The sequence below is a fragment of the Streptomyces sp. AM6-12 genome (assembly GCF_044327085.1).
Taxonomy (GTDB): domain Bacteria; phylum Actinomycetota; class Actinomycetes; order Streptomycetales; family Streptomycetaceae; genus Streptomyces.
In genome coordinates, this window is record NZ_JBIQWN010000001.1 from 3,372,387 (window position 1) to 3,397,993 (window position 25,607).

Here is a 25,607-nt window from a genome sequence, read left to right on the forward strand (position 1 = left end):
GTCGAAGCTCGCCCCGCGTCCAAGGACCCCGTTCGTCTCACGCCCCCGGCCCGCGCTCACCTCGCACCCCCGGACTCCACCAGCGCCCGCTCCCAGAACCCCGTGCAGAACCGGGCCAACGGGCCGCGTCCGCTCGCGCCCGGCGGTTTCGCGCCGCCCCTCGGCCGCAGCAAGCCGGGCTCCACCGGCACCTCCCCGGCGAGCGGCAGGCCGAGCAGGCGGGCCACCTCGCGGTCGTCCAGACCGGGCGCGTACGGCCCGCGTACCGCGACCCGCAGATCGCGGACGACCATGCCGACGGCGGTGGCGATCCGGCCGGCCGCGGCGAGTGCCCGCAGTTCGGCGGGGACGACGAGGAGGGTCAGGTCGAGCTGGGCGAGGACCTCGCCGACCCCGTCGTCCAGGCGGCGCGGCAGATCGACCACGACGGCACCGCCGCGGCGCCGGGCGGCGGCGAGCACCGCGCGCACGGCCTGCGGCGGCACGGCGACACAGTCACCCCGGTCCCAGCTGAGCACCCGCAGGGAGTGCAGCGCGGGCAGCGACTCCTCCAGGGCGCCGCCGCCGACCCGGCCGCGGGACGCGGCGAAGGCCGGCCAGCGCAGGCCCTCGGCGCCCTCGCCGCCGAGCAGCACATCGAGGCCGCCGCCGAGCGGATCGGCGTCCACGAGCAGGGTGCGCAGCCCCTCGCGGGCGGCGGTGACGGCGAGCGCGCAGGCCAGGGTGGACGCGCCGGCCCCGCCCCGGCCGCCGATCACGCCGACGGTGAGGGCCGGGCGGCCGACCCCCTCGGCGACATCGGCGATCCGGTCGACCAGCCACTGCTCGCCCTCGGGGAGGATCAGCACATGATCGGCGCCGATCTCCATGCCGCGCCGCCATACGTCCGGGTCCTCCTTGTCCCGGCCGATCAGCACCACCTGGCGCCGGCGCGCGGCCCCGAGCAGCCGGTGGACGGCGTCGTCCCCGACCAGCACGAGCGGGGCCGCCGCCCAGGTGTCGCCCTGGTCGGGGACACCGTGGTGCACCTCGGGCGTCGCGCCCGCGGCCGCGCACAGGCGCAGCAGGTCGTCCAGGAGCACGGCGTCCTCGGTGACGATGAGCGGACCGCCGCCGCGGGCGGCTGGCGGGTCATGGGTGATGGTTCCGGACACGGTGTTCCCCCTTCGCGGCGCGGCCCCGCGGCCACGCGATTTCCCGACATGTGGAGAACCGGTGGGCGGCTTCCATATGAACGGCGTGAACAGCGACATGAACGGCCGACCGAAATCGGCCATACGCCTCCCGCAAACGGAACCGGCCGTGAACTCGCCGCGGCGGGAGGCGTGGGAATCACCGTGCTCCGATCCGCGAAATCGTGTGGATCTTGGTCGAAAACCGTGGACAACTCAGGCCCTGTGAATAACCGCGTCACCCGAACCGGTGACGCCGGTACCGACCGCTGTGCGGCATCCACAGCGCAGCCCTACGATTACCCGGAGTAACGAATCATGGGCAGGCGAAAGCGGCGGTCACGACGCGGAGGCGCCGGCCGCTCGGCCGTGCGAGGGAAGGGAAAAAGGCGGGAAAACCCGTCCGGACATGCGACGACCCCCGCCGGGGGGGAGAGCGGGGGTCGTCCCCACGGCCGACTCGGGGGGGGAGGAGCCGGACCGGGTTAGCACGGTCGCGAACGATCCGTGACTTCCATGGTGTACCCGAGAGCCTTCTCAGGCAAACCCACGCGCCCCACCTTACGCCGAATGGTGGGCGCCTATGCTCAGGGGCGTGGAAAACCACTCCTTGCCCCGCGCGGCGGCCTTCTTCGACCTGGACAAGACAGTCATTGCGAAGTCCAGCACACTCACCTTCGGCAAGTCCTTCTACCAAGGCGGGCTGATCAACCGCAGGGCCGCGTTGCGCACCGCCTATGCCCAGTTCGTGTTCCTGGCCGGCGGTCTGGACCATGACCAGATGGAGCGGATGCGCGCCTATCTCTCGGACATGGTCCGGGGCTGGAACCAACAGCAGGTGCGGGAGATCGTGGCCGAGACCCTGCACGACCTGATCGATCCGATCATCTACGACGAGGCCGCCTCGCTCATCGAGGAGCACCACACGGCCGGCCGGGACGTGGTGATCGTGTCCACCTCCGGTGCCGAGGTGGTCGAGCCGATCGGTGAACTCCTGGGCGCGGACCGGGTGGTGGCCACCCGCATGGTCGTCGGCGAGGACGGCTGCTTCACCGGCGAGGTGGAGTACTACGCCTACGGCCCGACCAAAGCGGAGGCGATCCGCGGACTGGCCGCCTCCGAGGGCTACGACCTCGACCGCTGCTTCGCCTACAGCGACTCGGCGACCGACCTGCCGATGCTCCAGGCGGTCGGGCACCCGCACGTCGTCAACCCGGACCGCGCGCTGCGCCGCGAGGCCGTCGCCCGCAACTGGCCGGTCCTGGAGTTCCGCCGCCCCGTCCCGCTCAAGAAGCGGCTGCCCACCCTCTCCGTACCGCCGCGCCCCGCACTCGTCGCGGCGGCGGCCGTGGGAGCGGCGGCCGCGACGGCCGGCCTCGTCTGGTACGCCAACCGGCGCCGGGGCGCCGTATGACGAGCCCCGGCTGACGGCACGTACCGCGCGCCCCTGAGCGCCCTTTTCGCCCCTGCTTGCACCCGAAAGTAAAGAAGTGCGGGCAGGGGTTCCGCTTGTCCGCATCGCGCGGTACAAAGAAATCAGCGGCCCGCGCGACCATGGACATCCGAGAGGATCCCCAGTCACTACGCAAATGGCCCACGGACCACCGCATGAACACCGGGCACCCACGCGACGTCGACCCGTCGATTACGGGCCAGCCGCACCAGGTACGGGCAAAGTCCCCGTCCTGATGGGCGAGTTATCGAGGACGCTTGGTAACCGGGCGTTCATGCCAGCGGCGGTACGAGCACTCGTACCGCCGCATCTTCGTCCGCACCCGGCCGGCCTCTGTCCGCATCCAGCCGCGAAACCTCAGGCCGCGCCGCGCTGAAGCGCCTCGCACACCGCCGTCGACTCCCGCGCCCCGAACTCGACCGCGCGCCCGCAGTGCGCGATCCAGGCCGCCATGCCCTCGGGAGTGCCCGAGACATAGCCGTCCAGCGCCGCCAGGTACTCGGCGCGCCCCTGTTCGGCGTGGCCGACCTCGGCCGGACAGATCGCCTTGGGATCCAGGCCGCTGCCGATCAGCACGATCCGCTCGGCGGCGCGCGCGACCAGCCCGTTGTGCGAGGCGAAGGGGCGCAGCGCGAGCAGTTCGCCGTGCACCACGGCCGCCGTCACCAGGGCCGGGGCGGAGCTGCCCGCGATGATCAGGTCCGCGAGTCCGTCCAGCCGCCCGGAGACCTCCCGCGCGTCCGGCAGCGGCAGCTCGACCAGCGGCTCGTCCACCGCCTCGCCGGCCTGGCGCGGCCGGCCGACCCGGCTCTCGTCGCTCGCCGCGGCCACCAGATGCAGCCGGGCCAGCACCCGCAGCGGCGACTGCCGCCAGATGGACAGCAGTTGGCCCGCCTCGGCCGTCAGCCGCAGGGCCGCGCCCATGACCCGCGCCTCGTCGTCGGTGCCGAAGTCGGTGCGCCGCCGCACCTCCTCCAGCGCCCAGTCGGCGCCGGAGAGCGCCGCCGAGCCGCGGGCGGCGCGCAGGGCGGCCTCGGAGGTGATCTCGTTGCTGCGGCGCCGCATGATCCGGTGCCCGTAGACCCGGTCCACGGCCTTGCGCACGGACTCCACGGACTCGGCCACGCCGGGCAGTGCGCCCAGGGCCGCGAGCGGATCGGCGGTCGCGCCTGTCGTACTCATGAGTACGACCCTACGCACCCGACCGGCAGACCCCACGAAGGAGTGGTCTTCTTCACTCAGTCATGCCACATACAGCTATCATTCAACTACGCTTGGTGAACATGAAAATTGCTTTCGTCGGGAAGGGCGGGAGTGGCAAGACCACACTCTCCTCCCTTTTCATCCGCCATCTCGCCCGGGCCGAGGCCGCCGTCGTCGCGATCGACGCGGACATCAACCAGCACCTCGGCCCCGCGCTCGGCCTGGACGAGGCCGAGGCGGCCGCGCTGCCCGCCATGGGCGAGCGGCTGCCGCTGATCAAGGACTATCTGCGCGGCGGCAACCCGCGCATCGCCTCCGCCGCCAGCATGATCAAGACGACCCCGCCGGGACGGGGCTCGCGGCTGGTGCGGGTGCGCGAGCCCAACCCGGTCTACGACGCCTGCGCGCGCCCGGTGGAGCTCGACGGCGGCGCCGTCCGCCTGATGGTCACCGGCCCCTTCACCGACGCCGATCTCGGCGTCGCCTGCTACCACTCCAAGACCGGAGCGGTGGAGCTGTACCTGAACCACCTCGTCGACGGCCCCGACGAGTACGTGGTGGTCGACATGACCGCGGGCTCGGACTCCTTCGCCTCCGGCATGTTCACCCGCTTCGACATGACGTTCCTGGTCGCCGAACCGACCCGCAAGGGCGTCTCCGTCTACCGCCAGTACAAGGAGTACGCCCGCGACTACGGCGTCGCCCTGAAGGTCGTCGGCAACAAGATCCAGGAGCAGGACGACATCGACTTCCTGCGCGCGGAGGTCGGGGACGACCTGCTGGTCACGGTCGGGCGCTCGGACTGGGTGCGGGCCATGGAGAAGGGCCGCCCGCCGCGGTTCGACCTCCTGGAGGAGGCCAACGCCCGTGCGCTCGCGACCCTGCGGGCCACCGCGGACGCCATGTACGAGCGGCGGGACCCGGAGCGCTACATGCGCCAGATGGTGCACTTCCACCTGAAGAACGCCGAGTCGTGGGGCAATGAGCGCACCGGGCTCGACCTGGCGGCGCAGGTCGACCCCGGCTTCGTCCTCGGCGAAGGCATCCGAGAGGACCTCGAAGCGGGCGTCGCGGCGGGCGGCGTAGAGGCCGGCGTCGCGGCGGGTGCCGAGGCCGGCGTGTCGACGCCCGCCTGACAGCTCCCGCCCGACATCCCCGACCGACAGCCCCCGCCCGACAGCTCCTGCCAACTACCGCCCGACATCTACCCCTTGACGGCCGGCGCTCCGGGGACTCCCTTGGGCGCCGGGGCCGGGCGGCCGGAGAGGAAGGACGCCCAGCCCTGCTTGGGGGCCTCGCCCACCTTCAGACTCCGCAGCTTCTCCAGCGTCTTGGGGTCCTGGGCGTCCAGCCAGTCGGCGAGCTGGTGGAAGGAGACACAGCGCACCTCGGGCTTGTTGCAGACCTTCTTCACCACGTCCTCGACGGCGCGCATATACGTGCCACCGTTCCAGGACTCGAAGTGATTGCCGATGACCAGGGGCGCACGGTTGCCGTCGTAGGCCCGGTCGAAGCCCTGGAGGAGGCTGTCGCGCACCTGGTCGCCCCAGGCGTCGAACTTGTCGGGGTCTCCCTGGGTCTGGGTGCCCGACTGGTTGATCATGTAGTTGTAGTCCATGGTCAACTCTTCGAAGTTGTGTCCGGGGAAGGGGACCAGCTGCATCGACAGGTCCCACAGGCCTTCCTTCTTCTTCGGCCAGAGCTGGTTGTCGACCCCGCTGGAGTCGTAGCGGAAGCCCAGCTGGCGGGCCGCCTGCACGAAGTTCTTCTGGCCCTCCAGGCAGGGGGTGCGGCCGCCGATCAGCTCCTTGTCGTAGTCGAAGGGCAGCGGGGCCGCGTTCTTCATGCCGGAGTTCGTCTTCCAGTTCTCCACGAACTGCTTGGCCTGGGCGATCTCGCTCTTCCACTCGTCCACCGACCAGGTGCCGACCCCGCCGTCGGGCCCGCAGAAGTGGCCGTTGAAGTGGGTGCCGATCTCGTTCCCGTCCAGCCAGGCGAGCCGGGCCTGCTTGACGGTGTCGCTGATCCCCTGCTGGTCGTTGAAGCCGATGTCGGAGCTGCCCGGCGAGTGCTGCGGGGGCTTGTAGAGGTCGCGTTTGTCCTCAGGCAGCAGATAAACACCGCTGAGGAAGAACGTCATATTGGCGTTGTTCTCCTTGGCGACCTTGCGGAAGTGCGAGAACAGCTTCTGACTGTCCTCGCCCGCGCCGTCCCAGGAGAACACGACGAACTGCGGGGGCTTCTGACCGGGCTTCAGCCGCTCGGGCCTGGGCAGATGGGGCTGCGCACCGGTGTACGCGGTCGATCCGTCGCCGATCAGCCGGAGCGCGCTCTTGGGCGCGGGTGCCGCGGGCGCCCCCTTCCGCGGGCCGGATGTCTTCTCCTGCACGCCATGGGTGCCGGTCCCGCACGCCGCGAGCGAGACAGCACAGGCCGCGGCGACCACGCCGACGGCGATCCTCTGGTTGGCGGCCATGTTCCGCCCACCTTCTTCCTTCTCTCAGACGAACGCTGACGAGGGCTTTTTGTGGTGATCCGCCGGGTTTGAACCGACGGCACCGCCCAAGATCACACGGACCCGAGGAGGAATAAGGATGACAAGCCGATCAAATGATTTATTCACCATTGCGAGGGATCGCCTAGACCATTTGCCCCGGAATGTTATGAACGATCTTTACGTGGCATTACCCGCCCTTTGCGAATCGTTGCTCCACTCTCTCCCTTCCGGTCCGCACAGGTCTAAACCAATTTTCCCGTCGACCCTTGTCACCGGCCCCTCACGTCTGATGAGCTGTGGGCTGGGACACATCGGACACCCTCGAAAGGCGGATGTCGTGAGCAATGAGAGCCTGGCCAACCTGCTGAAGGAAGAACGCAGGTTCGCGCCCCCCGCCGACCTGGCCGCACACGCCAACGTCACGGCGGAGGCGTATGAGCAGGCCAAGGCTGACCGGCTCGGCTTCTGGGCCACCCAGGCCCGGCGACTGACCTGGGCCAAGGAACCGACCGAGACGCTGGACTGGTCGAACCCCCCGTTCGCGAAGTGGTTCAAGGACGGCGCGCTCAACGTCGCCTACAACTGCGTGGACCGGCACGTCGAGGCCGGCCACGGCGACCGCGTCGCCATCCACTTCGAGGGCGAACCCGGCGACAGCCGCGCCCTCACCTACGCCGAACTCAAGGACGAGGTCTCGCGCGCCGCCAACGCCCTCCTCCAGCTCGGCGTGCGCAAGGGCGACCGGGTCGCCGTCTACATGCCGATGATCCCCGAGACCGCCGTCGCCATGCTGGCCTGCGCCCGGATCGGCGCCGCCCACTCCGTCGTCTTCGGCGGCTTCTCCGCCGACGCGCTGGCCACCCGCATCAAGGACGCCGACGCCCGCGTCGTCATCACCTCCGACGGCGGCTACCGCCGGGGCAAGCCCTCCGCCCTCAAGCCCGCCGTCGACGAGGCCGTCGAGAAGGCCGGCACCGTGGAGCACGTCCTCGTCGTCCGCCGCACCGGCCAGGACGTCGCCTGGGACGACACCCGCGACGTGTGGTGGCACGACCTCCTCGCCGCCCAGCCGACCGAGCACACCCCCGAGGCCTTCGACGCCGAACACCCCCTGTTCATCCTGTACACGTCGGGTACGACGGGGAAGCCCAAGGGCATCCTGCACACCTCCGGCGGCTACCTCACCCAGGCCGCCTACACCCACTGGGCCGTCTTCGACCTCAAGCCCGAAACCGACGTCTACTGGTGCACCGCCGACGTCGGCTGGGTGACCGGCCACTCGTACATCGTCTACGGGCCGCTGGCCAACGGCGCCACCCAGGTGATGTACGAGGGCACCCCCGACACCCCCCACCAGGGCCGCTTCTGGGAGATCGTCCAGAAGTACAAGGTGTCCATCCTCTACACCGCGCCCACCGCGATCCGCACCTTCATGAAGTGGGGAGACGACATCCCCGCCAAGTTCGACCTCAGCAGCCTGCGCGTCCTCGGCTCGGTCGGCGAACCCATCAACCCCGAGGCGTGGATCTGGTACCGCAAGCACATCGGCGCCGACCGCACCCCGGTCGTGGACACCTGGTGGCAGACCGAGACCGGCGCCATGATGATCTCGCCCCTGCCCGGCGTCACCGACGCCAAGCCCGGCTCCGCCCAGCGCCCGCTGCCCGGCATCAGCGCCACCGTCGTGGACGACGAGGCCAACGAGGTGCCCAACGGCGGTGGCGGCTACCTGGTGCTCACCGAGCCGTGGCCGTCGATGCTGCGCACCATCTGGGGCGACGACCAGCGCTTCAAGGACACCTACTGGTCTCGCTTCGAGGGCAAGTACTTCGCCGGCGACGGCGCCAAGAAGGACGAGGACGGCGACATCTGGCTCCTCGGCCGCGTGGACGACGTGATGCTGGTCTCCGGCCACAACATCTCCACCACCGAGGTCGAATCCGCCCTCGTCTCGCACCCCGCGGTCGCCGAGGCGGCGGTGGTCGGCGCGGCCGACGAGACCACCGGCCAGGCCATCGTCGCCTTCGTCATCCTGCGCGGTACGGCGTCGGCGGACGACGAGTCCCTGGTCGGCAGCCTCCGTGACCACGTCGGCGCCACCCTCGGCCCCATCGCCAAGCCCAAGCGGATCCTCCCCGTCGCCGAACTCCCCAAGACCCGCTCCGGCAAGATCATGCGCCGCCTGCTGCGCGACGTCGCCGAGAACCGCCAGCTCGGTGACGTGACGACGCTGACCGACTCCAGCGTCATGGACCTCATCCAGTCCAGGCTCCCCGCCGCCCCCAGCGAGGACTGACCCGGTACGACGTGAAGGGGCGTCCGGCACCCGCCGGGCGCCCCTCGCGCATGTCAGGGCCCATCCGTCCCGCTTGTCTTTCCCTCGTCGGAGAAGTTAGGTAAAGTAACCAAAGCGTCAAGAACTCAACAAGATCCATCCGAGGTGCGCCGGGAAGTCTGGTCGGCAGGCAAGCCGTCCTGCCCACTCCCGGAGGTCCCCACCGTGACCGCGCCCCGCGCCCCGCACCCCGTCCGCAAGGTCTTCGGACGCCTGTCCCTGCCCGAGCGGACCTACGTCGCGGACGCCCTGCGCACGGAGACCGTCGGCGGAGTGCTCCTGCTCATCGCCGCCGTGACCGCCCTGATCTGGGCGAACGTCCCGGCACTGCGCCACAGTTACGAAGCGGTCAGCCACTTCAGCTTCGGCCCCGCCGCCCTCGGCCTGGACCTGTCGGTCGCCCACTGGGCCGCCGACGGCGTCCTCGCGATCTTCTTCTTCGTCGCCGGCATCGAGCTCAAACGCGAACTGGTCGCCGGTGACCTGCGCGACCCCAAGGCGGCCGTGCTCCCCGTGGTGGCCGCGCTGTGCGGCATGGCCGTACCCGCGCTCGTCTACACCGTCACCGCCCTCACCGGCCACGGCTCCACCCAGGGCTGGGCGGTGCCCACCGCCACCGACATCGCCTTCGCGCTCGCCGTCCTCGCGGTGATCGGCACCTCGCTGCCCAGCGCCCTGCGCGCCTTCCTGCTCACCCTCGCCGTCGTGGACGACCTCTTCGCGATCCTGATCATCGCGATCTTCTTCACCGACCGGCTGAACTTCGCCGCGCTCGGCGGCGCCTTCCTCGGCCTCGCCGTCTTCTGGCTGCTGCTGCGCAAGGGCGTGCGCGGCTGGTACGTCTACGTGCCGCTCGCCCTCGTCAACTGGGCCCTGATGTACAACAGCGGCGTGCACGCCACCATCGCCGGCGTGGCCATGGGCCTGATGCTGCGCTGCACCACCCGCGAGGGCGAGCAGCACTCGCCCGGCGAGCGCGTCGAGCACCTGGTGCGCCCCCTGTCGGCCGGGTTCGCGGTACCGGTGTTCGCGCTGTTCAGCGCCGGTGTGCTGGTGTCCGGGCGGGCCCTGGGCGACCTGTTCACCCGACCGGAGACCCTCGGCGTGGTGCTGGGCCTCGTCGTCGGCAAAGCGCTCGGCATCTTCGGCGGCACCTGGCTGACCGTCCGCTTCACCCGCGCCTCCCTCAGCGAGGACCTCGCCTGGGCCGACGTCTTCGCCGTGGCCTCGCTGGCCGGCATCGGCTTCACGGTCTCGCTGCTCATCGGCGAGCTGGCCTACGACGGGAACGCGCTCCTGACCGACGAGACCAAGGCCGCCGTCCTCGCCGGCTCCCTGATCGCCGCGGCCTGTGCCACCGTGCTGCTGAAGATACGCAACGCCAAGTACCGGCGGCTGTGCGAGGCCGAGGACCGCGACGACGACCTCGACGGCATCCCCGACATCTACGAGGAGGGCGACCCGGCGTACCACCTGCGCATGGCCGCGATCCTGGAGCGCAGGGCCGCCGAACACCGGCGGATCGCCGCCGAGCGGACGGCCGCGGCGGGCGACGGGCGTGCGGAAGTACCGGGCGGGGCAGGCGAGGAGGGCGGCCGTCCGGCATGATCTGACGAGACGGTACAAATCAAGACGGTGACCCAGGGGCCGGGCGGCCGCCCGCCGTGAGGCCCGAGGGACACGAGAGAACTCGTAAGGGAGACCGCGATGAGCGCACCCGACGGCAGCCCGGTCGGCGCCGAACGCAGCATCGGCCAGCTGTTCGCCTCGGCGACGACCGAATTGTCGGCGCTGGTGCACGACGAGATCGCGCTGGCCAAGGCGCAGCTCAAGCAGGATGTGAAGCGCGGCGCGACCAGCGGCGGCGCGTTCTCGATGGCGGGCGCGGTCCTGGTCTTCTCCCTGCCCATGCTCAACTTCGCCCTGGCGTACGGCATCCGCACCTGGACCCACTGGAACCTGGCGATCTGCTTCGTGCTGTCCTTCGCGGCGAACGTGCTCGTCGCCGGTCTGCTCGCGCTGATCGGCGTGGTGTTCGCGAAGAAGGCCAAGCAGGGCCGGGGCCCGCAGAAGGTCGCCGCGTCCATGAAGGAGTCGGCGAGCGTCCTCGGCAACGCCAAGCCGCACCCGCGCCCGGAGCTTCCCGAGGATCGCAGCCCCGCGGCCATCGAGGCTGTGGCACGCTCGTCCTCATGACGGACCCCGCTCAGCCCTCGCTGGTACGGCTCGATCTGCCCGGACACCGGGTGATCCACCGGGACGTCGCCGCCAACGGCGCCCGCTTCCACATCGCGGAACTCGGCGACGGCCCCCTGGTGCTGCTGCTCCACGGCTTCCCGCAGTTCTGGTGGACCTGGCGGCACCAGCTGGTCGCGCTCGCGGAGGCCGGCTACCGGGCGGTGGCCATGGACCTGCGGGGCGTCGGCGGCAGCGACCGCACACCGCGCGGTTACGACCCCGCCAACCTCGCCCTGGACGTCACCGGCGTCATCCGCTCCCTCGGCGAGCCGGACGCCGCGCTCGTCGGACACGACCTCGGCGGCTATCTGGCGTGGACGGCCGCGGCCATGCGCCCCAAGCTGGTGCGCCGGCTCGCGGTGGTGTCGATGCCGCATCCGAGGCGCTGGCGCGCGGCGATGCTGCGGGACGCCCGGCAGACGGCCGCCAACTCCTACATCTGGGGCTTCCAGCGGCCCTGGGTCCCGGAGCGCCAACTCACCGCCGGCGACGGGGAGCTGGTGGGTCGTCTGATCCGGGACTGGTCCGGGCCGCGCCCCCCGGAGGACGAGGCGGTGCGCACGTACCAGCGGGCCATGTGCATCCCCTCCACCGCGCACTGCTCCGTCGAGCCGTACCGCTGGCTGGTGCGCTCCCTGGCCCGCCCGGACGGCGTGCAGTTCTACCGCAGGATGAAGCGGCCGGTGCGGGTGCCCACGCTGCATCTGCACGGTTCACTCGATCCGGTGAGCCGCACCCGCAGCGCCGCCGGTTCCGGGGAGTACGTCGAAGCGCCGTACCGCTGGCGGCTGTTCGACGGACTCGGCCATTTCCCGCACGAGGAAGACCCGGTGACGTTCTCGGCGGAGCTGGTCAGCTGGCTGAAGGATCCCGAGCCCGACCGGTGACGACGCGGCGGCGGAACCGGTGCGGGCGGTGTCCGGTTCCCCGCCACTTGTCACCCGTTCGGCCACATGCCCGCCGCATACGCCAATTGGCCGCCGTCCAAGCGGTTATCGACCTTGGGCCGGGGGCACACGCAGGGGTATGGGCTGGACGCACGACTACAGTGACGCACCCCGCAACCGCCGCTCGGCCACGGGCCTGAGCACGCCTCAGCGAGGCACTCCGCAACTCGCGGAAGGCGAGCTGCGGGTGGGGATTCCGCGCATCCTGCGCCGCCGGGCCCGCTGGGTCTCGGTGCGCCTGCGTCACCCGCGCAACTGAGCCGCCGCCTGACGGCTCACAGCGCGCAGCTGTCCGTACCCACCTGTTCGTTCGCCGTGCGACCGCGGGCGATGTCCGGCCGGATCTCGTCCGCGGTCAGCGCGTAGCCGGTCTCGGCGTCGTCCAGGGACTTGGCGAACACCACCCCGTAGACCCTGCCGTCCGGGGTGAGCAGGGGTCCGCCGGAGTTTCCCTGGCGGACGGTCGCGTACAGCGAGTACACATCGCGGCGCACGCTGCCGCGGTGGTAGATGTCCGGGCCGTTGACCGAGATGCGCCCGCGCACCCGCGCCGCCCGCACGTCGTACGCGCCGTTCTCCGGGAAGCCGGCCACGATCGCGCCGTCGCCCCCGGCCGCGTCCGGCGCGGAGAACTTCAGCGCGTCCGCCTCCAGGTCCGGTACGTCGAGTACCGCGATGTCGCGCTTCCAGTCGTACAGCACCACCTTGGCGTCGTACCGCCGGCCGACCCCGCCTATCTGCACGGTCGGCGCGTCCACCCCGCCGACGACGTGCGCGTTGGTCATCACCCGGCGGTCGGCGAAGACGAAGCCGGTGCCCTCCAGGACCTTTCCGCAGCTCTGCGCGGTGCCGGTGACCTTGACGATGGAGCGCTGGGCGCGGGTGGCGACCGGGCTGCCGGCGAGGGCCGGGTCCGGCGGCTGGACGTCCTTGATCGGCTCGTCGGAGAACGGGCTGAAGACCTGCGGGAAGCCGTTCTGCGCGAGGACGGAGGAGAAGTCCGCGAACCAGCTGTCGGCCCGTGCGGGCAGCGCGCGCGAGACCCCGAGCAGCACCTTGGAGCCGCGCACCTGCTTGCCGAGGGTGGGCAGGGTGGTGCCGGCCAGGGCGGAGCCGATCAGCCAGGCGACCAGGAGCATCGCCACCACGTTGACCAGCGCGCCGCCGGTGGCGTCCAGCGCGCGGGCCGGGGACCAGGTGATGTGCTTGCGCAGTTTGTTACCGAGATGGGTGGTCAGGGCCTGGCCGACGGAGGCGCAGACGATGACGACGACCACGGCGACGACGGCGGCGGTGGTGTTCACCTCCGCGTTGCCGGTCACCGCGTCCCAGACGACGGGCAGCGCGTACACCGCCGCGAGGCCACCGCCGAGGAACCCGATCACCGACAGAATGCCCACGACGAAGCCCTGGCGGTAGCCCACGACCGCGAACCACACGGCCGCGACCAGCAACAGGATGTCCAGCACGTTCACCGCTTCAGGCCCTCGCCTACTCCATTCCGCTTCCCGCGGCACGGACGAGGCGTCCGGCCCGACCCCATGGGGACGGCGGGACCCTGCGTCCCCGGGAAAGAGACAGCACGGGGATCACCCTGTCATGAGCTCCAGTCGAGCGGGGCCAGCTTCTCCCGGTCCCAGGGGCGCTCCCAGCCCGCGTAATGCAGCAACCGGTCGATCACCCCGGCCGTGAAACCCCACACAAGGGCCGATTCGACCTGGAATGCCGGGCCCCTGAATCCGCTGGGGTGGACGACGGTGACGCGGTTGGCGGGGTCCGTGAGATCCGCCACGGGGACGGTGAACACCCGCGCCGTCTCGTTCGGGTCCACCGCGCCGACCGGGCTGGGCTCGCGCCACCAGCCGAGGACGGGTGTGACGACGAAGCGGCTGACCGGGATGTACAGCCGGGGCAGCACGGCGAACGGCTGCACCCCACGGGGGTCGAGCCCGGTCTCCTCCTCGGCCTCGCGCAGGGCGGCGCGCAGCGGGCCCTCGCCGAGCGGATCGCCGTCCTCGGGGTCGAGGGAGCCGCCGGGGAAGGACGGCTGGCCCGCGTGCGAGCGCAGCGTGCCGGCGCGCTCCATCAGCAGCAGCTCGGGGCCGCGCTCGCCCTCGCCGAACAGGATGAGCACGGCGGACTGGCGGCCCTCGCCGTTCTCCGGCGGCAGGAAGCGGCTGAGCTGGAGGGGTTCGATGGTCTCGGCGGCGCGGGCCACCGGGGTCAGCCAGTCCGGCAGTCCCCGGCCGTCCAGCGCCACCACGTCGCGTCGTGCCTCGCCGGCCCGCGTCATTGCCCACCCCCGTCGCTCTGTGTCGTCCAACGCCGGGGGCACCGGGTTCGTTCCGTCACGCGGCCCCCAGCGGCGGCGCGGGCCTGCCGCCCGCGTCCAGGTAGGCCTGCGGCGGGTTGAGCCGCTGGCCGGGCAGGCCACCCTTCTCGTACTTCAGCAGCTTCTTGGCCTTCTCCGGGTCGGTCTCGCCCTCGCCGTAGGCCGGGCAGAGCGGGGCGATCGGGCAGGCGCCGCAGGCGGGCTTGCGGGCGTGGCAGATGCGCCGGCCGTGCCAGATGACGTGGTGGGACAGGTCGGTCCAGTCGCTCTTGGGGAACAGCGCGCCGACCGCGGCCTCGATCTTGTCCGGGTCGGTCTCCTCGGTCCACCGCCAGCGCCGCACCAGCCGCTGGAAGTGGGTGTCCACGGTGATGCCGGGGCGCCCGAAGGCGTTGCCGAGCACCACGAAGGCGGTCTTGCGGCCGACGCCGGGCAGCTTGACCAGGTCCTCCAGCCTTCCGGGAACATCGCCGCCGAAGTCCTCCACCAGCGCCTTGGAGAGCCCTATGACCGACCTGGTCTTGGCCCGGAAGAAGCCGCAGGGGCGCAGGATCTCCTCGACCTCCTCCGGGTTGGCGGCGGCCAGGTCCTCGGGGGTGGGATAGCGGGCGAAGAGGCCGGGGGTCGTCTGGTTGACGCGCAGGTCGGTGGTCTGGGCCGACAGGACCGTCGCGACCAGCAGTTGGAAGGGATTCTCGAAGTCCAGCTCCGGGTGCGCGTACGGGTACACCTCGGCCAGCTCGCGGTTGATCCGGCGGGCCCGGCGGACCAGGGCGGTCCGGGACTCCTTGCCGGACGGCTCGACGGCGACCTTCCTGGCGGGCGCGGCCTTCTTCACCGCGACCGCTCCATCGGCGGCCACGGCCTTCTCGGCGGGGGCGACCTTCCTGCCCGAGACGGCCTTCTTCGCCGTCGCCGACTTCTTCACCGGGGCGGCCTTCTTCACCGGGGCGGCCTTCCGGGCGGAACCGGACTTCCCACCCGAGGCCGCCTTCTTCTCGGAACCCGGTGTCTGCTTCTTCGCGGAACCCGGTGTCGCCTTCTTCGCGGAAGGTGCCTTCGCGGCAGATCCGTCTTCCCCGGCAGAAGCCGCCTTGCCCGCCGAACCCGCCCCTTCCGTCATGTCAGCCTTTTTTCTACTTTTCCTACTGCCTCCGGGGCCCTGTTCGCCCACAGCGGAATCGCGACGTACAACCACCCGCTAAGCCCCCTTGGCCTGTGCTCTCACCGGTGATTTGGACACCCGGCCAGCCTAGAGCCCGGCACCGGCATCCGCCCCGGACCCCGAAGATCGGCCCCCGATTGGACCCCTGACGCTTACCCCGGCACACCGGTGCGGCATCCTTGTGACAGATCACACTGTTTGGACCGTCCGGCAAAATGAGAACACGGTCCCTGGCACGCAGGGGAGCAAGATCCCCTGAGCAGGTCGACAAGGAGAGAACTCGTGGACGACGTTCTGCGGCGCAACCCGCTTTTCGCGGCGCTCGACGATGAGCAGGCCGCGGAGCTTCGCGCCTCGATGAGCGAGGTCACCCTCGCTCGCGGCGACTCCCTGTTCCACGAGGGCGACCCGGGCGACCGCCTGTACGTCGTCACCGAGGGCAAGGTCAAGCTGCACCGCACCTCCCCCGACGGCCGCGAGAACATGCTCGCCGTCGTCGGTCCCGGCGAGCTGATCGGCGAGCTGTCGCTGTTCGATCCGGGCCCCCGCACGGCCACCGCGACCGCGCTGACCGAGGTCAAGCTGCTCGGCCTCGGCCACGGCGACCTCCAGCCCTGGCTGAACGCCCGCCCCGAGGTGGCCGGCGCCCTGCTGCGCGCCGTCGCCCGCCGGCTGCGCAAGACCAACGACGCCATGTCCGACCTGGTCTTCTCCGACGTCCCCGGCCGTGTGGCGCGCGCCCTGCTCGACCTGTCGCGCCGCTTCGGCGTGCAGTCCGAAGAGGGCATCCACGTCGTCCACGACCTCACCCAGGAGGAGCTGGCCCAGCTGGTCGGCGCCTCCCGCGAGACCGTCAACAAGGCCCTGGCCGACTTCGCCCAGCGCGGCTGGCTGCGCCTGGAGGCGCGCGCGGTCATCCTGCTGGACGTGGAGCGGCTGGCCAAGCGTTCGCGCTGACGCGCGGTCCTTCTCCGGTACGACATCCAGGGCGCGGCTCCGCGGGGGCCGCGCCCTGAGGCGTCCCTGCGACCAAAATCGGCTGCGCCGGCCCCCGGCTGCCCGGCACAGTGGCCCCATGCCCGAGCCACCCCGCCCCCACGGCCTCGATCCCGACGGCCATTTCGTCCGCGAAGGCTCCCTCACCCGCGTGCCCGACGCCTTCCGGCCGGTCGTGGCCGCCGTACGGGAGCGGTTGCCGCAGGTCCTCGGGGCGCGGCTGGACGGGGCGTACCTCTACGGGTCGATCCCCCGCGGCACCGCGCGCGCGGGCCGCAGCGACCTGGACCTGTTCGTCGTCCTGCGCGCGGAACCGACCGCCGCCGACCGCGCCGCCCTCCAGGCCCTCGGCGACGCCCTGGACCGGGACTTTCCGCAGATCGACGGGGTGGGGCCGCTGCTGTACGGCCGGGAGCGGCTGCTCGGCGCGGCGGAACGGTACGACCTGGGCTGGTTCCTGGCCTGCCTGTGCACACCGCTGCTCGGCAACGACCTGGCCGAGCTGCTGCCCCGGTACCGCCCCGACTCCCTGCTGGCCCGCGAGACCAACGGCGACCTCGCCCGGCTGCTGCCCCGCTGGCGCGAGCGGATCGCGGCGGCCGGGTACGACGAGGCGGCCCTGCGGCGCCTGGTGCGCTTCACGTCCCGCCACCTGGTCCGCACGGGCTTCACGCTCGTCATGACCCGCTGGAACGGCTGGACGAGCGATCTGCGCGAGATGGCCGAGGTCTGCGGGGCGTACTACCCCGAGCGGGCCCCGCAGCTGCGCGCCGCGGCCCGGTACGGCCGGGAGCCCGTCGCCGACCATGGCGTGCTGCGCGGCTACGTGGACGACCTGGGCCCCTGGCTCGCCGCCGAGTACGCGCGGGTGCACGGCGTGAAGGCCCCGCGCCCCGAGGACGCCCCTTAGGGCCTGTCGTTCGGATCGCGCCGGGCCGTACGGCCTCAGATCAGGCCGTGTTCGCCGAGGTACTCCAGCTGGGCCCGGACCGACAGCTCCGCCGCCGGCCACAGGCAGCGGTCGACGTCGGCGTAGACATGGGCGACGACCTCGGCCGCGGTGCGGTGGCCGTTCTCGACGGCCGTCTCCACCTGGGCGAGCCGGTGGGCGCGGTGGGCCAGGTAGAACTCCACGGCGCCCTGCGCGTCCTCAAGGACCGGACCGTGGCCCGGCAGCACGGTGTGCACGCCGTCGTCCACCGTGAGGGAGCGCAGCCGGCGCAGCGAGTCCAGGTAGTCGCCGAGGCGTCCGTCGGGGTGCGCCACCATCGTCGTACCGCGCCCGAGGACCGTGTCGCCGGTCAGCACCGCCCGGTCGGCCGGGAGGTGGAAGGAGAGCGAGTCCGAGGTGTGGCCGGGGGTCGGTACGACCCTCAGTTCGAGCCCCCCGGTGGTGATCACGTCGCCCGCGGCCAGCCCCTCGTCGCCGAGGCGGAGCGCCGGGTCCAGGGCGCGCACCCGGCTGCCGGTCAGCTCCGCGAACCGGCCCGCGCCCTCGGCGTGGTCCTCGTGGCCGTGGGTGAGCAGGGTCAGGGCTATCCGCCGGCCGGCCTTCTCCGCCGTGTCCACGACCGCGCGCAGATGGCCCTCGTCCAGCGGTCCCGGATCGATCACCACGGCCAGGTCGGAGTCCGGCTCGGCGACGATCCAGGTGTTGGTGCCGTCCAGGGTCATCGCGGAGGGGTTCGGCGCGAGGACGTTGACGGCCCGCGCGGTGGCGGGTCCCGAGCCGGCCATGCCCCTGGGCTGGCCGGGCAGCGCGCTCGCGTCGGTCATGCGCGGCCTCCCCCGGTCGCGTCGGCGGGCGCGGCGCCCGTCGGGACGTGCTTGGTGAACTCCTCGTGCCCCGGCCAGGAGAGCACGATCTCGCCGTCCCTGAGCCGGGCGGTCGCCTGCACCGGGGTCAGATCGCGCGCCGCGGCGGCCGCGAGCGCCTCGGCGGCGGTGCCGTACGGCAGGAGTTCGCGCAGCGCGGCGATGGTGGGCGGCATCATCAGCAGCTCGCCCCGGTCGTACCCGGCGGCGGCCTCGGCCGGGCGCATCCACACCGTCCGGTCGGCCTCCGTGGAGGCGTTCCGGGTGCGCTGCCCCTCGGGGAGGACGGCCGCGAAGAACCAGGTGTCGTAGCGGCGCGCCTCGAACTCCGGGGTGATCCAGCGCGCCCAGGCGCCCAGCAGGTCCGAGCGCAGCACCAGGCCGCGCCGGTGCAGGAACTCGGCGAAGGACTGCTCGCGCGCGACCAGGGCGGCGCGGTCCGCCTCCCAGTCGTCGCCCGTGGTGTCGCCGACGACGGTGTCCGGATCGGGCCCGGCGAGCAGGACGCCCGCCTCCTCGTACGTCTCCCGGACCGCCGCGCAGACGATCGCCTGGGCGCCGGCCTCGTCCACCCCGAGCCGCTCGGCCCAGGACGCGCGCGAGGGGCCCGCCCAGCGGATCCGCGTGTCGTCGTCGCGCGGGTCGACACCGCCGCCGGGATACGCGTACGCGCCTCCGGCGAAGGCCATGGAGGCGCGTCTGCGCAGCATGTGGACGGCCGGTCCGGCCTCGGTGTCCTTCAGCAGGAGCACCGTCGCCGCGCGCCGGGGAGACACCGGGGTGAGGGTGCCGTCCGCGAGCGCGCGGATGCGGTCCGGCCACTCAGGGGGGTACCACTGACCGTTCGCCATGGCCGGAGGCTATCTGGTGTAGGGCGAATGTTCGAGAGGTACCGGAGTGGCCGGGCGGGCGGTGGCGGCTGGGGCTACGGAACCAGCTCGACCTGGATCTCGACCTCGACCGGCGCGTCCATCGGGAGCACCGCGACGCCGACCGCGCTGCGGGCGTGCACGCCCTTGTCGCCGAGGACCTCGCCGAGCAGCTCGCTGGCGCCGTTGATCACACCGGGCTGGCCGGTGAAGTCGGCCGCGGAGGCGACGAACCCGGTGACCTTGACCACGCGCGCGATCCGGTCCAGGTCGCCGGCCACGGACTTCACGGCCGCCAGCGCGTTCAGCGCGCAGGTGCGGGCCAGGTCCTTGGCCTCGTCGGCCGTGACCTCGGCGCCCACCTTGCCGGTGACGGGCAGCTTGCCCTCGACCATCGGCAGCTGGCCCGCGGTGTACACGTAGGCACCGGAGCGCACGGCCGGCTGGTAGGCGGCCAGCGGCGGTACGACCTCCGGCAGGCTCAGGCCCAGGGCGGCCAGCTTCTCCTCGACCGCGCTCATGCCTGCTTCTCCCGCTTCAGGTAGGCGACCAGCTGCTCGGGGTTCGGGCCGGGCACGACCTGGACGAGCTCCCAGCCGTCCTCGCCCCAGTTGTCCAGAATCTGCTTCGTGGCGTGGACGAGCAGCGGCACGGTTGAGTATTCCCACTTGGTCATGGGCCGACTGTATCCGCTGTGACCGATCACTCCCCCGTCGTCTCCCCGTTATCCACAGCCTCCCGCGTGACGGTCGGCCGGACTGGTTAGTCTCGAAGACGTGAGCAGGCTCCAGGTCGTCAGCGGCAAGGGCGGGACCGGAAAGACGACGGTCGCCGCCGCACTCGCGCTGGCCCTCGCGACCGAGGGGAAGCGGACGCTTCTCGTGGAGGTCGAGGGCCGGCAGGGCATCGCCCAACTCTTCGAGACGGAGGCGTTGCCGTACGAGGAGCGGAAGATCGCGGTCGCTCCCGGCGGCGGGGAGGTGTACGCGCTGGCCATAGACCCCGAACTGGCCCTCCTGGACTACCTCCAGATGTTCTACAAACTGGGCGGCGCGGGCAGAGCCCTGAAGAAGCTGGGCGCCATCGACTTCGCCACCACCATCGCGCCCGGCATCCGGGACGTCCTGCTCACCGGCAAGGCGTGCGAGGCGGTGCGCCGCAAGGACCGCCGCGGCCGGTTCGTCTACGACTACGTGGTCATGGACGCGCCCCCGACCGGCCGTGTCACCCGCTTCCTCAATGTCAACGACGAGGTGGCGGGCCTGGCGAAGATCGGCCCGATACACAATCAGGCACAGGCCGTGATGCGGGTCCTCAAGTCGCCGGAGACGGCGGTGCACCTGGTGACGCTGCTGGAGGAGATGCCGGTCCAGGAGACCGCCGACGGCATCGCCGAACTGCGGTCGGCGCGGCTGCCGGTGGGCCGGGTCATCGTGAACATGGTGCGGCCCGAGGTGTTGGACGCCGCGGACCTGGAACTCGTGCGGACGGTGGACCATTCCGCCGTGGCCCGGTCCCTGTCGGCCGCCGGCCTCGGCGGCGCGCGACGCGGCGGGAACGCGGAGAAGCTGGTGGACCCGCTGCTGGCCCAGGCCGCGGAGTACGCCGAGCGCCATGCCCTGGAGCAGGAGCAGCGCGCCGTGCTCGGCGAGCTGGGCCTGCCCCTGCACGAACTGCCGCTGCTGGCCGAGGGAATGGACCTGGCGGGTCTGTACGAACTCGCCGCCGAGCTGCGCGACCAGGAGGTGTCATGACAGCCGAGGAGCAGGGCACGGCCGCGGGCCGGAAGGCGGCGGCCGAGGACCGGGACGGGAGCCGCGAGGAGTCCGGGGGGCGCGAGGAGCCCGGGGGGCGGAGGGAGCACGGCGAGTCCGCTGGACGTGGGGCGTCCGAGGGGCGTGGTGGGGCGGAGGGGCGGGAGGCGGCGGCCCGGCGGCTGGCGTCCTCGCGGGTGCTCGACGTCGACGCGCTCCTCGACGACCCGAAGACGCGCATCGTGGTGTGCTGCGGCTCCGGCGGCGTCGGCAAGACGACCACCGCGGCCGCCCTGGGCCTGCGCGCGGCCGAGCGGGGCCGCAAGGTGGTCGTCCTCACCATCGACCCGGCCCGCAGACTGGCCCAGTCGATGGGCATCGACTCCCTCGACAACGTGCCCCGCCGGGTCAAGGGCACCGACGGCGACGGCGAACTGCACGCCATGATGCTCGACATGAAGCGCACCTTCGACGAGGTCGTGGAGGCGCACGCGGACCGCGAGCGGGCGGCCGCGATTCTGGCGAACCCCTTCTACCAGTCGCTCTCGGCGGGCTTCGCGGGCACGCAGGAGTACATGGCGATGGAGAAGCTGGGCCAGCTGCGGGCGCGGGACGAATGGGACCTGATCGTGGTCGACACCCCGCCCTCCCGTTCGGCCCTGGACTTCCTGGACGCCCCCAAGCGGCTCGGCTCCTTCCTGGACGGCCGGCTGATCCGCCTGCTCACCGCCCCCGCCAAGCTGGGCGGCCGGGCCGGCATGGCGTTCCTGAACGTGGGGATGTCGATGATGACCGGCACCCTGGGCAAGCTGCTCGGCGGTCAACTCCTCAAGGACGTCCAGACGTTCGTGTCCGCGATGGACACCACCTTCGGCGGCTTCCGCACCCGCGCGGACGCCACGTACAAGCTGCTCCAGGCGCCCGGCACCGCGTTCCTGGTGGTGGCGGCCCCGGAGCGGGACGCGCTGCGCGAGGCCGCGTACTTCGTGGAGCGGCTGGCCGCGGAGGACATGCCGCTGGTGGGGCTGGTGCTCAACCGGGTGCACGGCAGCGGCGCGGGCCGGCTGTCGGCCGAGCGGGCGCTCGACGCCGCGGAAAATCTTGCGGACCCCGGCATTGTGGATCAGGCGGGCGGGAAAGCTGGACTTCGTAACTCTCCCGACACGTACGGCAGTTCACGATCTCCCGCAACCGAGGCCGCACCCGGCGCGGCGACCGGTGCCGACGCTCCCCCCGGAGGCTCCCCCACCGACGAGGAACGCTCCGTCGACCGGCTCGCCGCGGGCCTGCTGAGGCTGCACGCCGAACGCATGCATCTCCTGGCGCGCGAGCAGCGCACGCGGGACCGTTTCACCGCCCGCCACCCCGAGGTGGCGGTGGTCGACGTACCCGCGCTGCCCGGCGATGTGCACGACCTCACGGGCCTGCGCGACATCGGCGACCGTCTCGCGGCGGGCGCGCTCACGGACCGCCCGGCGGAACCGTCGTAGTACCGGACCCGTCGTAGCACCGGACCCGTCGTGACCCGGCCGGAAGCCGGGCACCGTGAGGACAAGCCGGGCATCGGGCGGGCAAGGGGAACCGTGGCCGTCCGGGGGCTCTCGGCCGAACCCCAGGTGTGCCGGACGGATGCCCGCTAGCTGACGGCCGCGTAGTTCTCGTACACCTCGTCGCTGTCGAGGCGCACGAACCCGGTGCCGCGCTCGTACTCCGAGCGGGCGGTCTCCAGCAGCCTGCGCCAGGAGGTCACGGTGGGCCGGCGGCGCAGCAGTGCGCGGCGCTCCCGCTCCGTCATGCCTCCCCACACGCCGAACTCGACGCGATTGTCCAGCGCGTCCGCCAGGCACTCGGTGCGTACCGGACATCCGGTGCACACCGCCTTGGCTCTGTTCTGCGCTGCTCCTTGCACGAACAGTTCATCCGGATCGGTAGTGCGGCAGGCAGCCTGCGCACTCCAGTCGGTTACCCAGCCCATACCGGCGCCGTCCTCTCCCGAATCGAGGCTCCCCCACGGCGGCAGCGGCATATTCACCGCCGCCAGTTGAGGACGTTACGGAAGGTGGACACAGCGCAACACCCCCGTCGGGCCCAATCTTGAATGGCCCGAACGGACTATGGGTAAGCGGCAGATCACCCGCGGGAGTGAGCTGACGACATATGCGACTGTCCCGGCAAACCAGGACAGCTACGGTGCGCCACAGCGGGCACCGGGTGACACACGAGGCGCAAACGGACACGTCCCGAGGCGCGGCACGGGGGTTCGCGACGGTTCCGGACGCCGGAGCGAGTGGTACGGGCCGTGCGGCTGTGACAGTTGGGAGCAGCTTAGGCCAAGGGCTGCGCGCCTGTCCGGGAAATGGAAACGTAGGCAGGTCAGGCGGCTCGCGGGGACCGAGCGCCGGCACCGGAACATCCCGAGGGCAGGCCGCTCCCGCAAAACGCTCAGGAGTACGGATTAGGCTGCCCCCATGCCAAAGAAGCGCTCGGGCGGTGGTCTGTCGCCGCTGCAGCAGGCCGCGAAGTTCCTCGGTGTCAGTGTGCTCGCGGGAGCCGTGATGGCCGGCATCGCGCTGCCCGCGGCCGGCGCTCTGGGCCTCGCGGCCAAGGGCTCGGTCAAGAGCTTCGACGACATCCCGGCCAACCTGAAGAGTCCCCAGCTCAGCCAGCGCACCACGATCCTGGACGCCAAGGGGCGGCAGATCGCGAGCGTGTACAGCAGGGACCGTACGGTGGTCGACCTCAAGGACATCTCGCCGTACATGCAGAAGGCGATCGTCGCGATCGAGGACTCGCGCTTCTACCAGCACGGCGCGATCGACCTCAAGGGCGTGCTGCGCGCCCTGAACAAGAACGCGCAGGAGGGCGGGGTCGCGCAGGGCGCCTCCACCCTCACCCAGCAGCTGGTGAAGAACTACTTCATCGAGGAGGCCGGCGACGACCCGACGAAGGTCGCCGAGGCCACCCAGCAGACGCTGGGCCGCAAGGTCCGCGAGCTGAAGTACGCGATCCAGATCGAGGAACAGCTCGGCAAGAAGAAGATCCTCGAGAACTATCTGAACATCACCTTCTTCGGCGAGCAGGCGTACGGCGTGGAGGCCGCCTCCGAGCGGTACTTCTCCAAGCACGCCAAGGACCTGAACCTCCAGGAATCCGCGCTGCTGGCCGGCATCGTGCAGTCCCCGAGCCGCTACGACCCGGTCAACGACGAGGCGGAGGCCACCAAGCGCCGCAACATCGTGCTCCAGCGCATGGCGGAACTGGGCGACATCTCCCCGCAGGAGGCCGCCCACGCCAAGCGCGAGCCGCTCGGGCTGCACCCCAGCCAGCCGAAGAACGGCTGCATCACCGCGGTCCAGGGCGCCGGCTTCTTCTGCGACTACGTGCGCGAGGTCTTCCTCACCGACCCGGTCTTCGGCAAGACCAAGCAGGCGCGCGCGAAGCTGTGGAACCAGGGCGGTCTGACGATCCGTACGACGCTCGACCCGCAGGCCCAGCAGTCCGTGCAGAGCTCCATCAAGGACCACGTCTACAAGTCCGACCAGGTGGCGACGGCCGCGACGATCGTCGAGCCCGGCACCGGCAAGATCCTCGCCATGGGCCAGTCCCGGCCGTACGGCTTCGGCACGGACGAGACGCAGATCAACCTGTCGGTGAACCAGGCCATGGGCGGCGGCGCGGGCTACCAGCCGGGTTCGACGTTCAAGCCGATCGTCGCGGCGGCCGCGATCGAGGGCGGCAAGTCCCCGGCGCAGCAGTACTCCTCGCCGTACGAGATGCCGTACCCGAGCCCGGTGGCCGCCTGCAACGGCAAGGTCTGGCGCAACGACCCGGGCAAGCCGGCCAAGCTGACCAACGAGAACGAGTCGGAGCACGGGCCGTACGGCATGAAGGAGGCGACCGCCAAGTCGGTCAACACCTACTACGTGCAGCTGATCAGTGACATCGGCATCTGCCCGGTGACCGACATGGCGAAGAAGATGGGCGTGGCGCGCGCCGACGGCCGCCCGATCGACCAGGCCCCCTCGATCGCCCTCGGCACCCAGGAGATGTCCCCGCTGACGATGGCGAGCGCCTACGCCACCTTCGCCTCGCGCGGCATGTACTGCACCCCGGTCGCCATCGAGTCGGTCACGCAGACGACCGGCAGCCGGGTGAAGTCGCTGCCGGTGCCGCGTTCGACCTGCTCGCGCGCGATGTCCGAGAAGACGGCGGACACCGTCAGCACGCTCCTCAAGGGCGTGGTCGAGGACGGCACCGGCCAGGAGGCCGGCCTCGGCGACCGTCCGAGCGCGGGCAAGACCGGTACGACGGACGAGCGCTTCGCCGCCTGGTTCGTCGGCTACACCCCGAACATGGCGGGCGCGGTCTGGGTCGGCGACCCGCGGCACCAGCGCAAGATGATCAACATCACCATCGGCGGCGTCCCGCACGACAAGGTCTACGGCGGTGAGGTCCCCGGCCCGATCTGGCGCGACATGATGAACGGCGCCCTGGAGGGCAAGCCGGTGGAGGACTTCAACCTGGTCGACATCCCGGACGACAACGGCTCCGGCGGCAACCACCAGGGCCAGGGCAACGGCGGCCGGCACGGCGGCACCGACGGGGGCGCCAACGGCGGCGGCCACGGACAGCTGATCGGCGGCCTGCTCGGCGGTCTGACCGGCGGCGGCGCGACGGGCGGCGCCGGCGACATCGGCGGCACGGTGCCGCCGGGCAACATCATCCAGGGACAGACGAACGGCGGTCCGAACGGCCGGGCGGTCGGGGGGACGGGCGGTCGCCGCTAGTCCCTGCCGGGAGTACGACGACGGGGCCGCACCCTTTGTTCGGG

General features: G+C 71.5%; 23 protein-coding genes. 12 read left to right on the forward strand and 11 right to left on the reverse strand.

Annotated features, from left to right (window positions below; translation table 11 throughout):
- Positions 1–56: 56 nt before the first annotated feature.
- On the reverse strand, positions 57–1,154 hold the full coding sequence (gene ssd, locus ACE4Q9_RS15215) for a septum site-determining protein Ssd (RefSeq protein WP_397984771.1): 1,098 nt from the start codon (positions 1,152–1,154) through the stop codon (positions 57–59).
- A gap of 601 nt (positions 1,155–1,755) precedes the next feature.
- On the opposite strand from ssd, the gene ACE4Q9_RS15220 reads away from it, so the two are divergent.
- Positions 1,756–2,586, forward strand: a complete 831-nt coding sequence (locus ACE4Q9_RS15220) for an HAD family hydrolase (protein ID WP_397984772.1) — start codon at positions 1,756–1,758, stop codon at positions 2,584–2,586.
- Between the two features lie 396 nt (positions 2,587–2,982).
- On the opposite strand, the gene ACE4Q9_RS15225 is transcribed toward ACE4Q9_RS15220, so the two are convergent.
- On the reverse strand, positions 2,983–3,807 hold the full coding sequence (locus tag ACE4Q9_RS15225) for an oxidoreductase (RefSeq protein ID WP_397984773.1): 825 nt from the start codon (positions 3,805–3,807) through the stop codon (positions 2,983–2,985).
- 101 nt (positions 3,808–3,908) lie between these two features.
- Here ACE4Q9_RS15225 and ACE4Q9_RS15230 point away from each other — a divergent pair, with 101 nt between their 5' ends.
- On the forward strand, positions 3,909–4,964 hold the full coding sequence (locus tag ACE4Q9_RS15230) for an ATP-binding protein (RefSeq protein WP_397984774.1): 1,056 nt from the start codon (positions 3,909–3,911) through the stop codon (positions 4,962–4,964).
- A gap of 68 nt (positions 4,965–5,032) precedes the next feature.
- Here ACE4Q9_RS15230 and ACE4Q9_RS15235 read toward each other — a convergent pair whose 3' ends face one another.
- On the reverse strand, positions 5,033–6,304 hold the full coding sequence (locus ACE4Q9_RS15235; RefSeq protein ID WP_397984775.1) for a hypothetical protein: 1,272 nt from the start codon (positions 6,302–6,304) through the stop codon (positions 5,033–5,035).
- A gap of 358 nt (positions 6,305–6,662) precedes the next feature.
- Between ACE4Q9_RS15235 and acs the strand changes: the two genes are divergently transcribed.
- From acs to ACE4Q9_RS15260, 5 genes are all read left to right on the forward strand, one after another.
- Positions 6,663–8,621, forward strand: a complete 1,959-nt coding sequence (acs, locus tag ACE4Q9_RS15240; protein ID WP_397984776.1) for an acetate--CoA ligase — start codon at positions 6,663–6,665, stop codon at positions 8,619–8,621.
- A 204-nt stretch (positions 8,622–8,825) separates the two neighbouring features.
- Entirely contained in the window at positions 8,826–10,268 is a 1,443-nt protein-coding gene (gene nhaA, locus ACE4Q9_RS15245) for a Na+/H+ antiporter NhaA (RefSeq protein WP_397984777.1), read from the forward strand.
- 99 nt (positions 10,269–10,367) lie between these two features.
- Complete coding sequence (locus tag ACE4Q9_RS15250; protein ID WP_397984778.1) at positions 10,368–10,856, forward strand: phage holin family protein; 489 nt, start codon at positions 10,368–10,370, stop codon at positions 10,854–10,856.
- On the forward strand, positions 10,853–11,785 hold the full coding sequence (locus tag ACE4Q9_RS15255) for an alpha/beta fold hydrolase (RefSeq protein WP_397984779.1): 933 nt from the start codon (positions 10,853–10,855) through the stop codon (positions 11,783–11,785). The genes ACE4Q9_RS15250 and ACE4Q9_RS15255 overlap by 4 nt, the downstream gene beginning before the upstream one ends.
- Positions 11,786–11,924: 139 nt before the next feature.
- Positions 11,925–12,104 carry a hypothetical protein gene (locus ACE4Q9_RS15260; protein WP_079174927.1) on the forward strand — a complete coding sequence of 60 codons (180 nt, stop codon included), beginning with the start codon at positions 11,925–11,927 and terminating at the stop codon, positions 12,102–12,104.
- Between the two features lie 16 nt (positions 12,105–12,120).
- On the opposite strand, the gene ACE4Q9_RS15265 is transcribed toward ACE4Q9_RS15260, so the two are convergent.
- The 3 genes from ACE4Q9_RS15265 to nth form a co-directional block, all read right to left on the reverse strand.
- Positions 12,121–13,320 (reverse strand): MarP family serine protease, encoded by a 1,200-nt coding sequence (locus ACE4Q9_RS15265; RefSeq protein WP_397984780.1) that lies wholly within the window; start codon positions 13,318–13,320, stop codon positions 12,121–12,123.
- A 122-nt stretch (positions 13,321–13,442) separates the two neighbouring features.
- Positions 13,443–14,138: an NUDIX hydrolase gene (locus ACE4Q9_RS15270; RefSeq protein ID WP_397984781.1), complete on the reverse strand. Its 696-nt coding sequence runs from the start codon at positions 14,136–14,138 to the stop codon at positions 13,443–13,445.
- 55 nt (positions 14,139–14,193) lie between these two features.
- Positions 14,194–15,300: an endonuclease III gene (gene nth / locus ACE4Q9_RS15275; protein ID WP_397984782.1), complete on the reverse strand. Its 1,107-nt coding sequence runs from the start codon at positions 15,298–15,300 to the stop codon at positions 14,194–14,196.
- A 324-nt stretch (positions 15,301–15,624) separates the two neighbouring features.
- Here nth and ACE4Q9_RS15280 point away from each other — a divergent pair, with 324 nt between their 5' ends.
- Entirely contained in the window at positions 15,625–16,299 is a 675-nt protein-coding gene (locus tag ACE4Q9_RS15280; RefSeq protein ID WP_014674022.1) for a Crp/Fnr family transcriptional regulator, read from the forward strand.
- Between the two features lie 118 nt (positions 16,300–16,417).
- Complete coding sequence (locus ACE4Q9_RS15285; RefSeq protein ID WP_397984783.1) at positions 16,418–17,248, forward strand: nucleotidyltransferase domain-containing protein; 831 nt, start codon at positions 16,418–16,420, stop codon at positions 17,246–17,248.
- 35 nt (positions 17,249–17,283) lie between these two features.
- Here the strand turns inward: ACE4Q9_RS15285 and ACE4Q9_RS15290 are convergent, their stop codons facing one another.
- The 4 genes from ACE4Q9_RS15290 to ACE4Q9_RS15305 form a co-directional block, all read right to left on the reverse strand.
- On the reverse strand, positions 17,284–18,114 hold the full coding sequence (locus tag ACE4Q9_RS15290) for an MBL fold metallo-hydrolase (RefSeq protein WP_397984784.1): 831 nt from the start codon (positions 18,112–18,114) through the stop codon (positions 17,284–17,286).
- Positions 18,111–19,004, reverse strand: coding sequence for an NUDIX hydrolase (locus ACE4Q9_RS15295; protein WP_397984785.1), 894 nt, complete (start codon positions 19,002–19,004; stop codon positions 18,111–18,113). The genes ACE4Q9_RS15290 and ACE4Q9_RS15295 overlap by 4 nt, the downstream gene beginning before the upstream one ends.
- Before the next feature lie 74 nt (positions 19,005–19,078).
- Entirely contained in the window at positions 19,079–19,543 is a 465-nt protein-coding gene (locus ACE4Q9_RS15300) for a RidA family protein (protein WP_397984786.1), read from the reverse strand.
- A complete protein-coding gene (locus ACE4Q9_RS15305) occupies positions 19,540–19,698 on the reverse strand; it encodes a DUF4177 domain-containing protein (RefSeq protein WP_018547934.1) in 159 nt (52 codons plus the stop codon). Before ACE4Q9_RS15305 ends, ACE4Q9_RS15300 begins: the two co-directional genes overlap by 4 nt.
- Positions 19,699–19,798: 100 nt before the next feature.
- Here ACE4Q9_RS15305 and ACE4Q9_RS15310 point away from each other — a divergent pair, with 100 nt between their 5' ends.
- Positions 19,799–20,776, forward strand: coding sequence for an ArsA family ATPase (locus ACE4Q9_RS15310; protein WP_397984787.1), 978 nt, complete (start codon positions 19,799–19,801; stop codon positions 20,774–20,776).
- Complete coding sequence (locus ACE4Q9_RS15315) at positions 20,773–22,266, forward strand: ArsA family ATPase (protein ID WP_397984788.1); 1,494 nt, start codon at positions 20,773–20,775, stop codon at positions 22,264–22,266. Before ACE4Q9_RS15310 ends, ACE4Q9_RS15315 begins: the two co-directional genes overlap by 4 nt.
- A 146-nt stretch (positions 22,267–22,412) precedes the next feature.
- On the opposite strand, the gene wblA is transcribed toward ACE4Q9_RS15315, so the two are convergent.
- Positions 22,413–22,751 (reverse strand): transcriptional regulator WblA, encoded by a 339-nt coding sequence (gene wblA / locus ACE4Q9_RS15320; protein ID WP_366669404.1) that lies wholly within the window; start codon positions 22,749–22,751, stop codon positions 22,413–22,415.
- Positions 22,752–23,244: 493 nt separating this feature from the next.
- Between wblA and ACE4Q9_RS15325 the strand changes: the two genes are divergently transcribed.
- Positions 23,245–25,563 carry a transglycosylase domain-containing protein gene (locus ACE4Q9_RS15325; RefSeq protein ID WP_397984789.1) on the forward strand — a complete coding sequence of 773 codons (2,319 nt, stop codon included), beginning with the start codon at positions 23,245–23,247 and terminating at the stop codon, positions 25,561–25,563.
- Positions 25,564–25,607 lie beyond the last annotated feature (44 nt).

Coding starts and splice junctions, on each gene's coding strand:
- ACE4Q9_RS15220 (WP_397984772.1), top strand. CDS start 1,756: ATGCTCAGGGGCGTGGAAAACCACTCCTTGCCCCGCGCGGCGGCCTTC.
- ACE4Q9_RS15225 (WP_397984773.1), bottom strand. CDS start 3,807: ATGAGTACGACAGGCGCGACCGCCGATCCGCTCGCGGCCCTGGGCGCA.
- ACE4Q9_RS15230 (WP_397984774.1), top strand. CDS start 3,909: ATGAAAATTGCTTTCGTCGGGAAGGGCGGGAGTGGCAAGACCACACTC.
- ACE4Q9_RS15235 (WP_397984775.1), bottom strand. CDS start 6,304: ATGGCCGCCAACCAGAGGATCGCCGTCGGCGTGGTCGCCGCGGCCTGT.
- ACE4Q9_RS15250 (WP_397984778.1), top strand. CDS start 10,368: ATGAGCGCACCCGACGGCAGCCCGGTCGGCGCCGAACGCAGCATCGGC.
- ACE4Q9_RS15255 (WP_397984779.1), top strand. CDS start 10,853: ATGACGGACCCCGCTCAGCCCTCGCTGGTACGGCTCGATCTGCCCGGA.
- ACE4Q9_RS15260 (WP_079174927.1), top strand. CDS start 11,925: ATGGGCTGGACGCACGACTACAGTGACGCACCCCGCAACCGCCGCTCG.
- ACE4Q9_RS15270 (WP_397984781.1), bottom strand. CDS start 14,138: ATGACGCGGGCCGGCGAGGCACGACGCGACGTGGTGGCGCTGGACGGC.
- nth (WP_397984782.1), bottom strand. CDS start 15,300: ATGACGGAAGGGGCGGGTTCGGCGGGCAAGGCGGCTTCTGCCGGGGAA.
- ACE4Q9_RS15285 (WP_397984783.1), top strand. CDS start 16,418: ATGCCCGAGCCACCCCGCCCCCACGGCCTCGATCCCGACGGCCATTTC.
- ACE4Q9_RS15290 (WP_397984784.1), bottom strand. CDS start 18,114: ATGACCGACGCGAGCGCGCTGCCCGGCCAGCCCAGGGGCATGGCCGGC.
- ACE4Q9_RS15295 (WP_397984785.1), bottom strand. CDS start 19,004: ATGGCGAACGGTCAGTGGTACCCCCCTGAGTGGCCGGACCGCATCCGC.
- ACE4Q9_RS15300 (WP_397984786.1), bottom strand. CDS start 19,543: ATGAGCGCGGTCGAGGAGAAGCTGGCCGCCCTGGGCCTGAGCCTGCCG.
- ACE4Q9_RS15305 (WP_018547934.1), bottom strand. CDS start 19,698: ATGACCAAGTGGGAATACTCAACCGTGCCGCTGCTCGTCCACGCCACG.
- ACE4Q9_RS15315 (WP_397984788.1), top strand. CDS start 20,773: ATGACAGCCGAGGAGCAGGGCACGGCCGCGGGCCGGAAGGCGGCGGCC.
- wblA (WP_366669404.1), bottom strand. CDS start 22,751: ATGGGCTGGGTAACCGACTGGAGTGCGCAGGCTGCCTGCCGCACTACC.
- ACE4Q9_RS15325 (WP_397984789.1), top strand. CDS start 23,245: ATGCCAAAGAAGCGCTCGGGCGGTGGTCTGTCGCCGCTGCAGCAGGCC.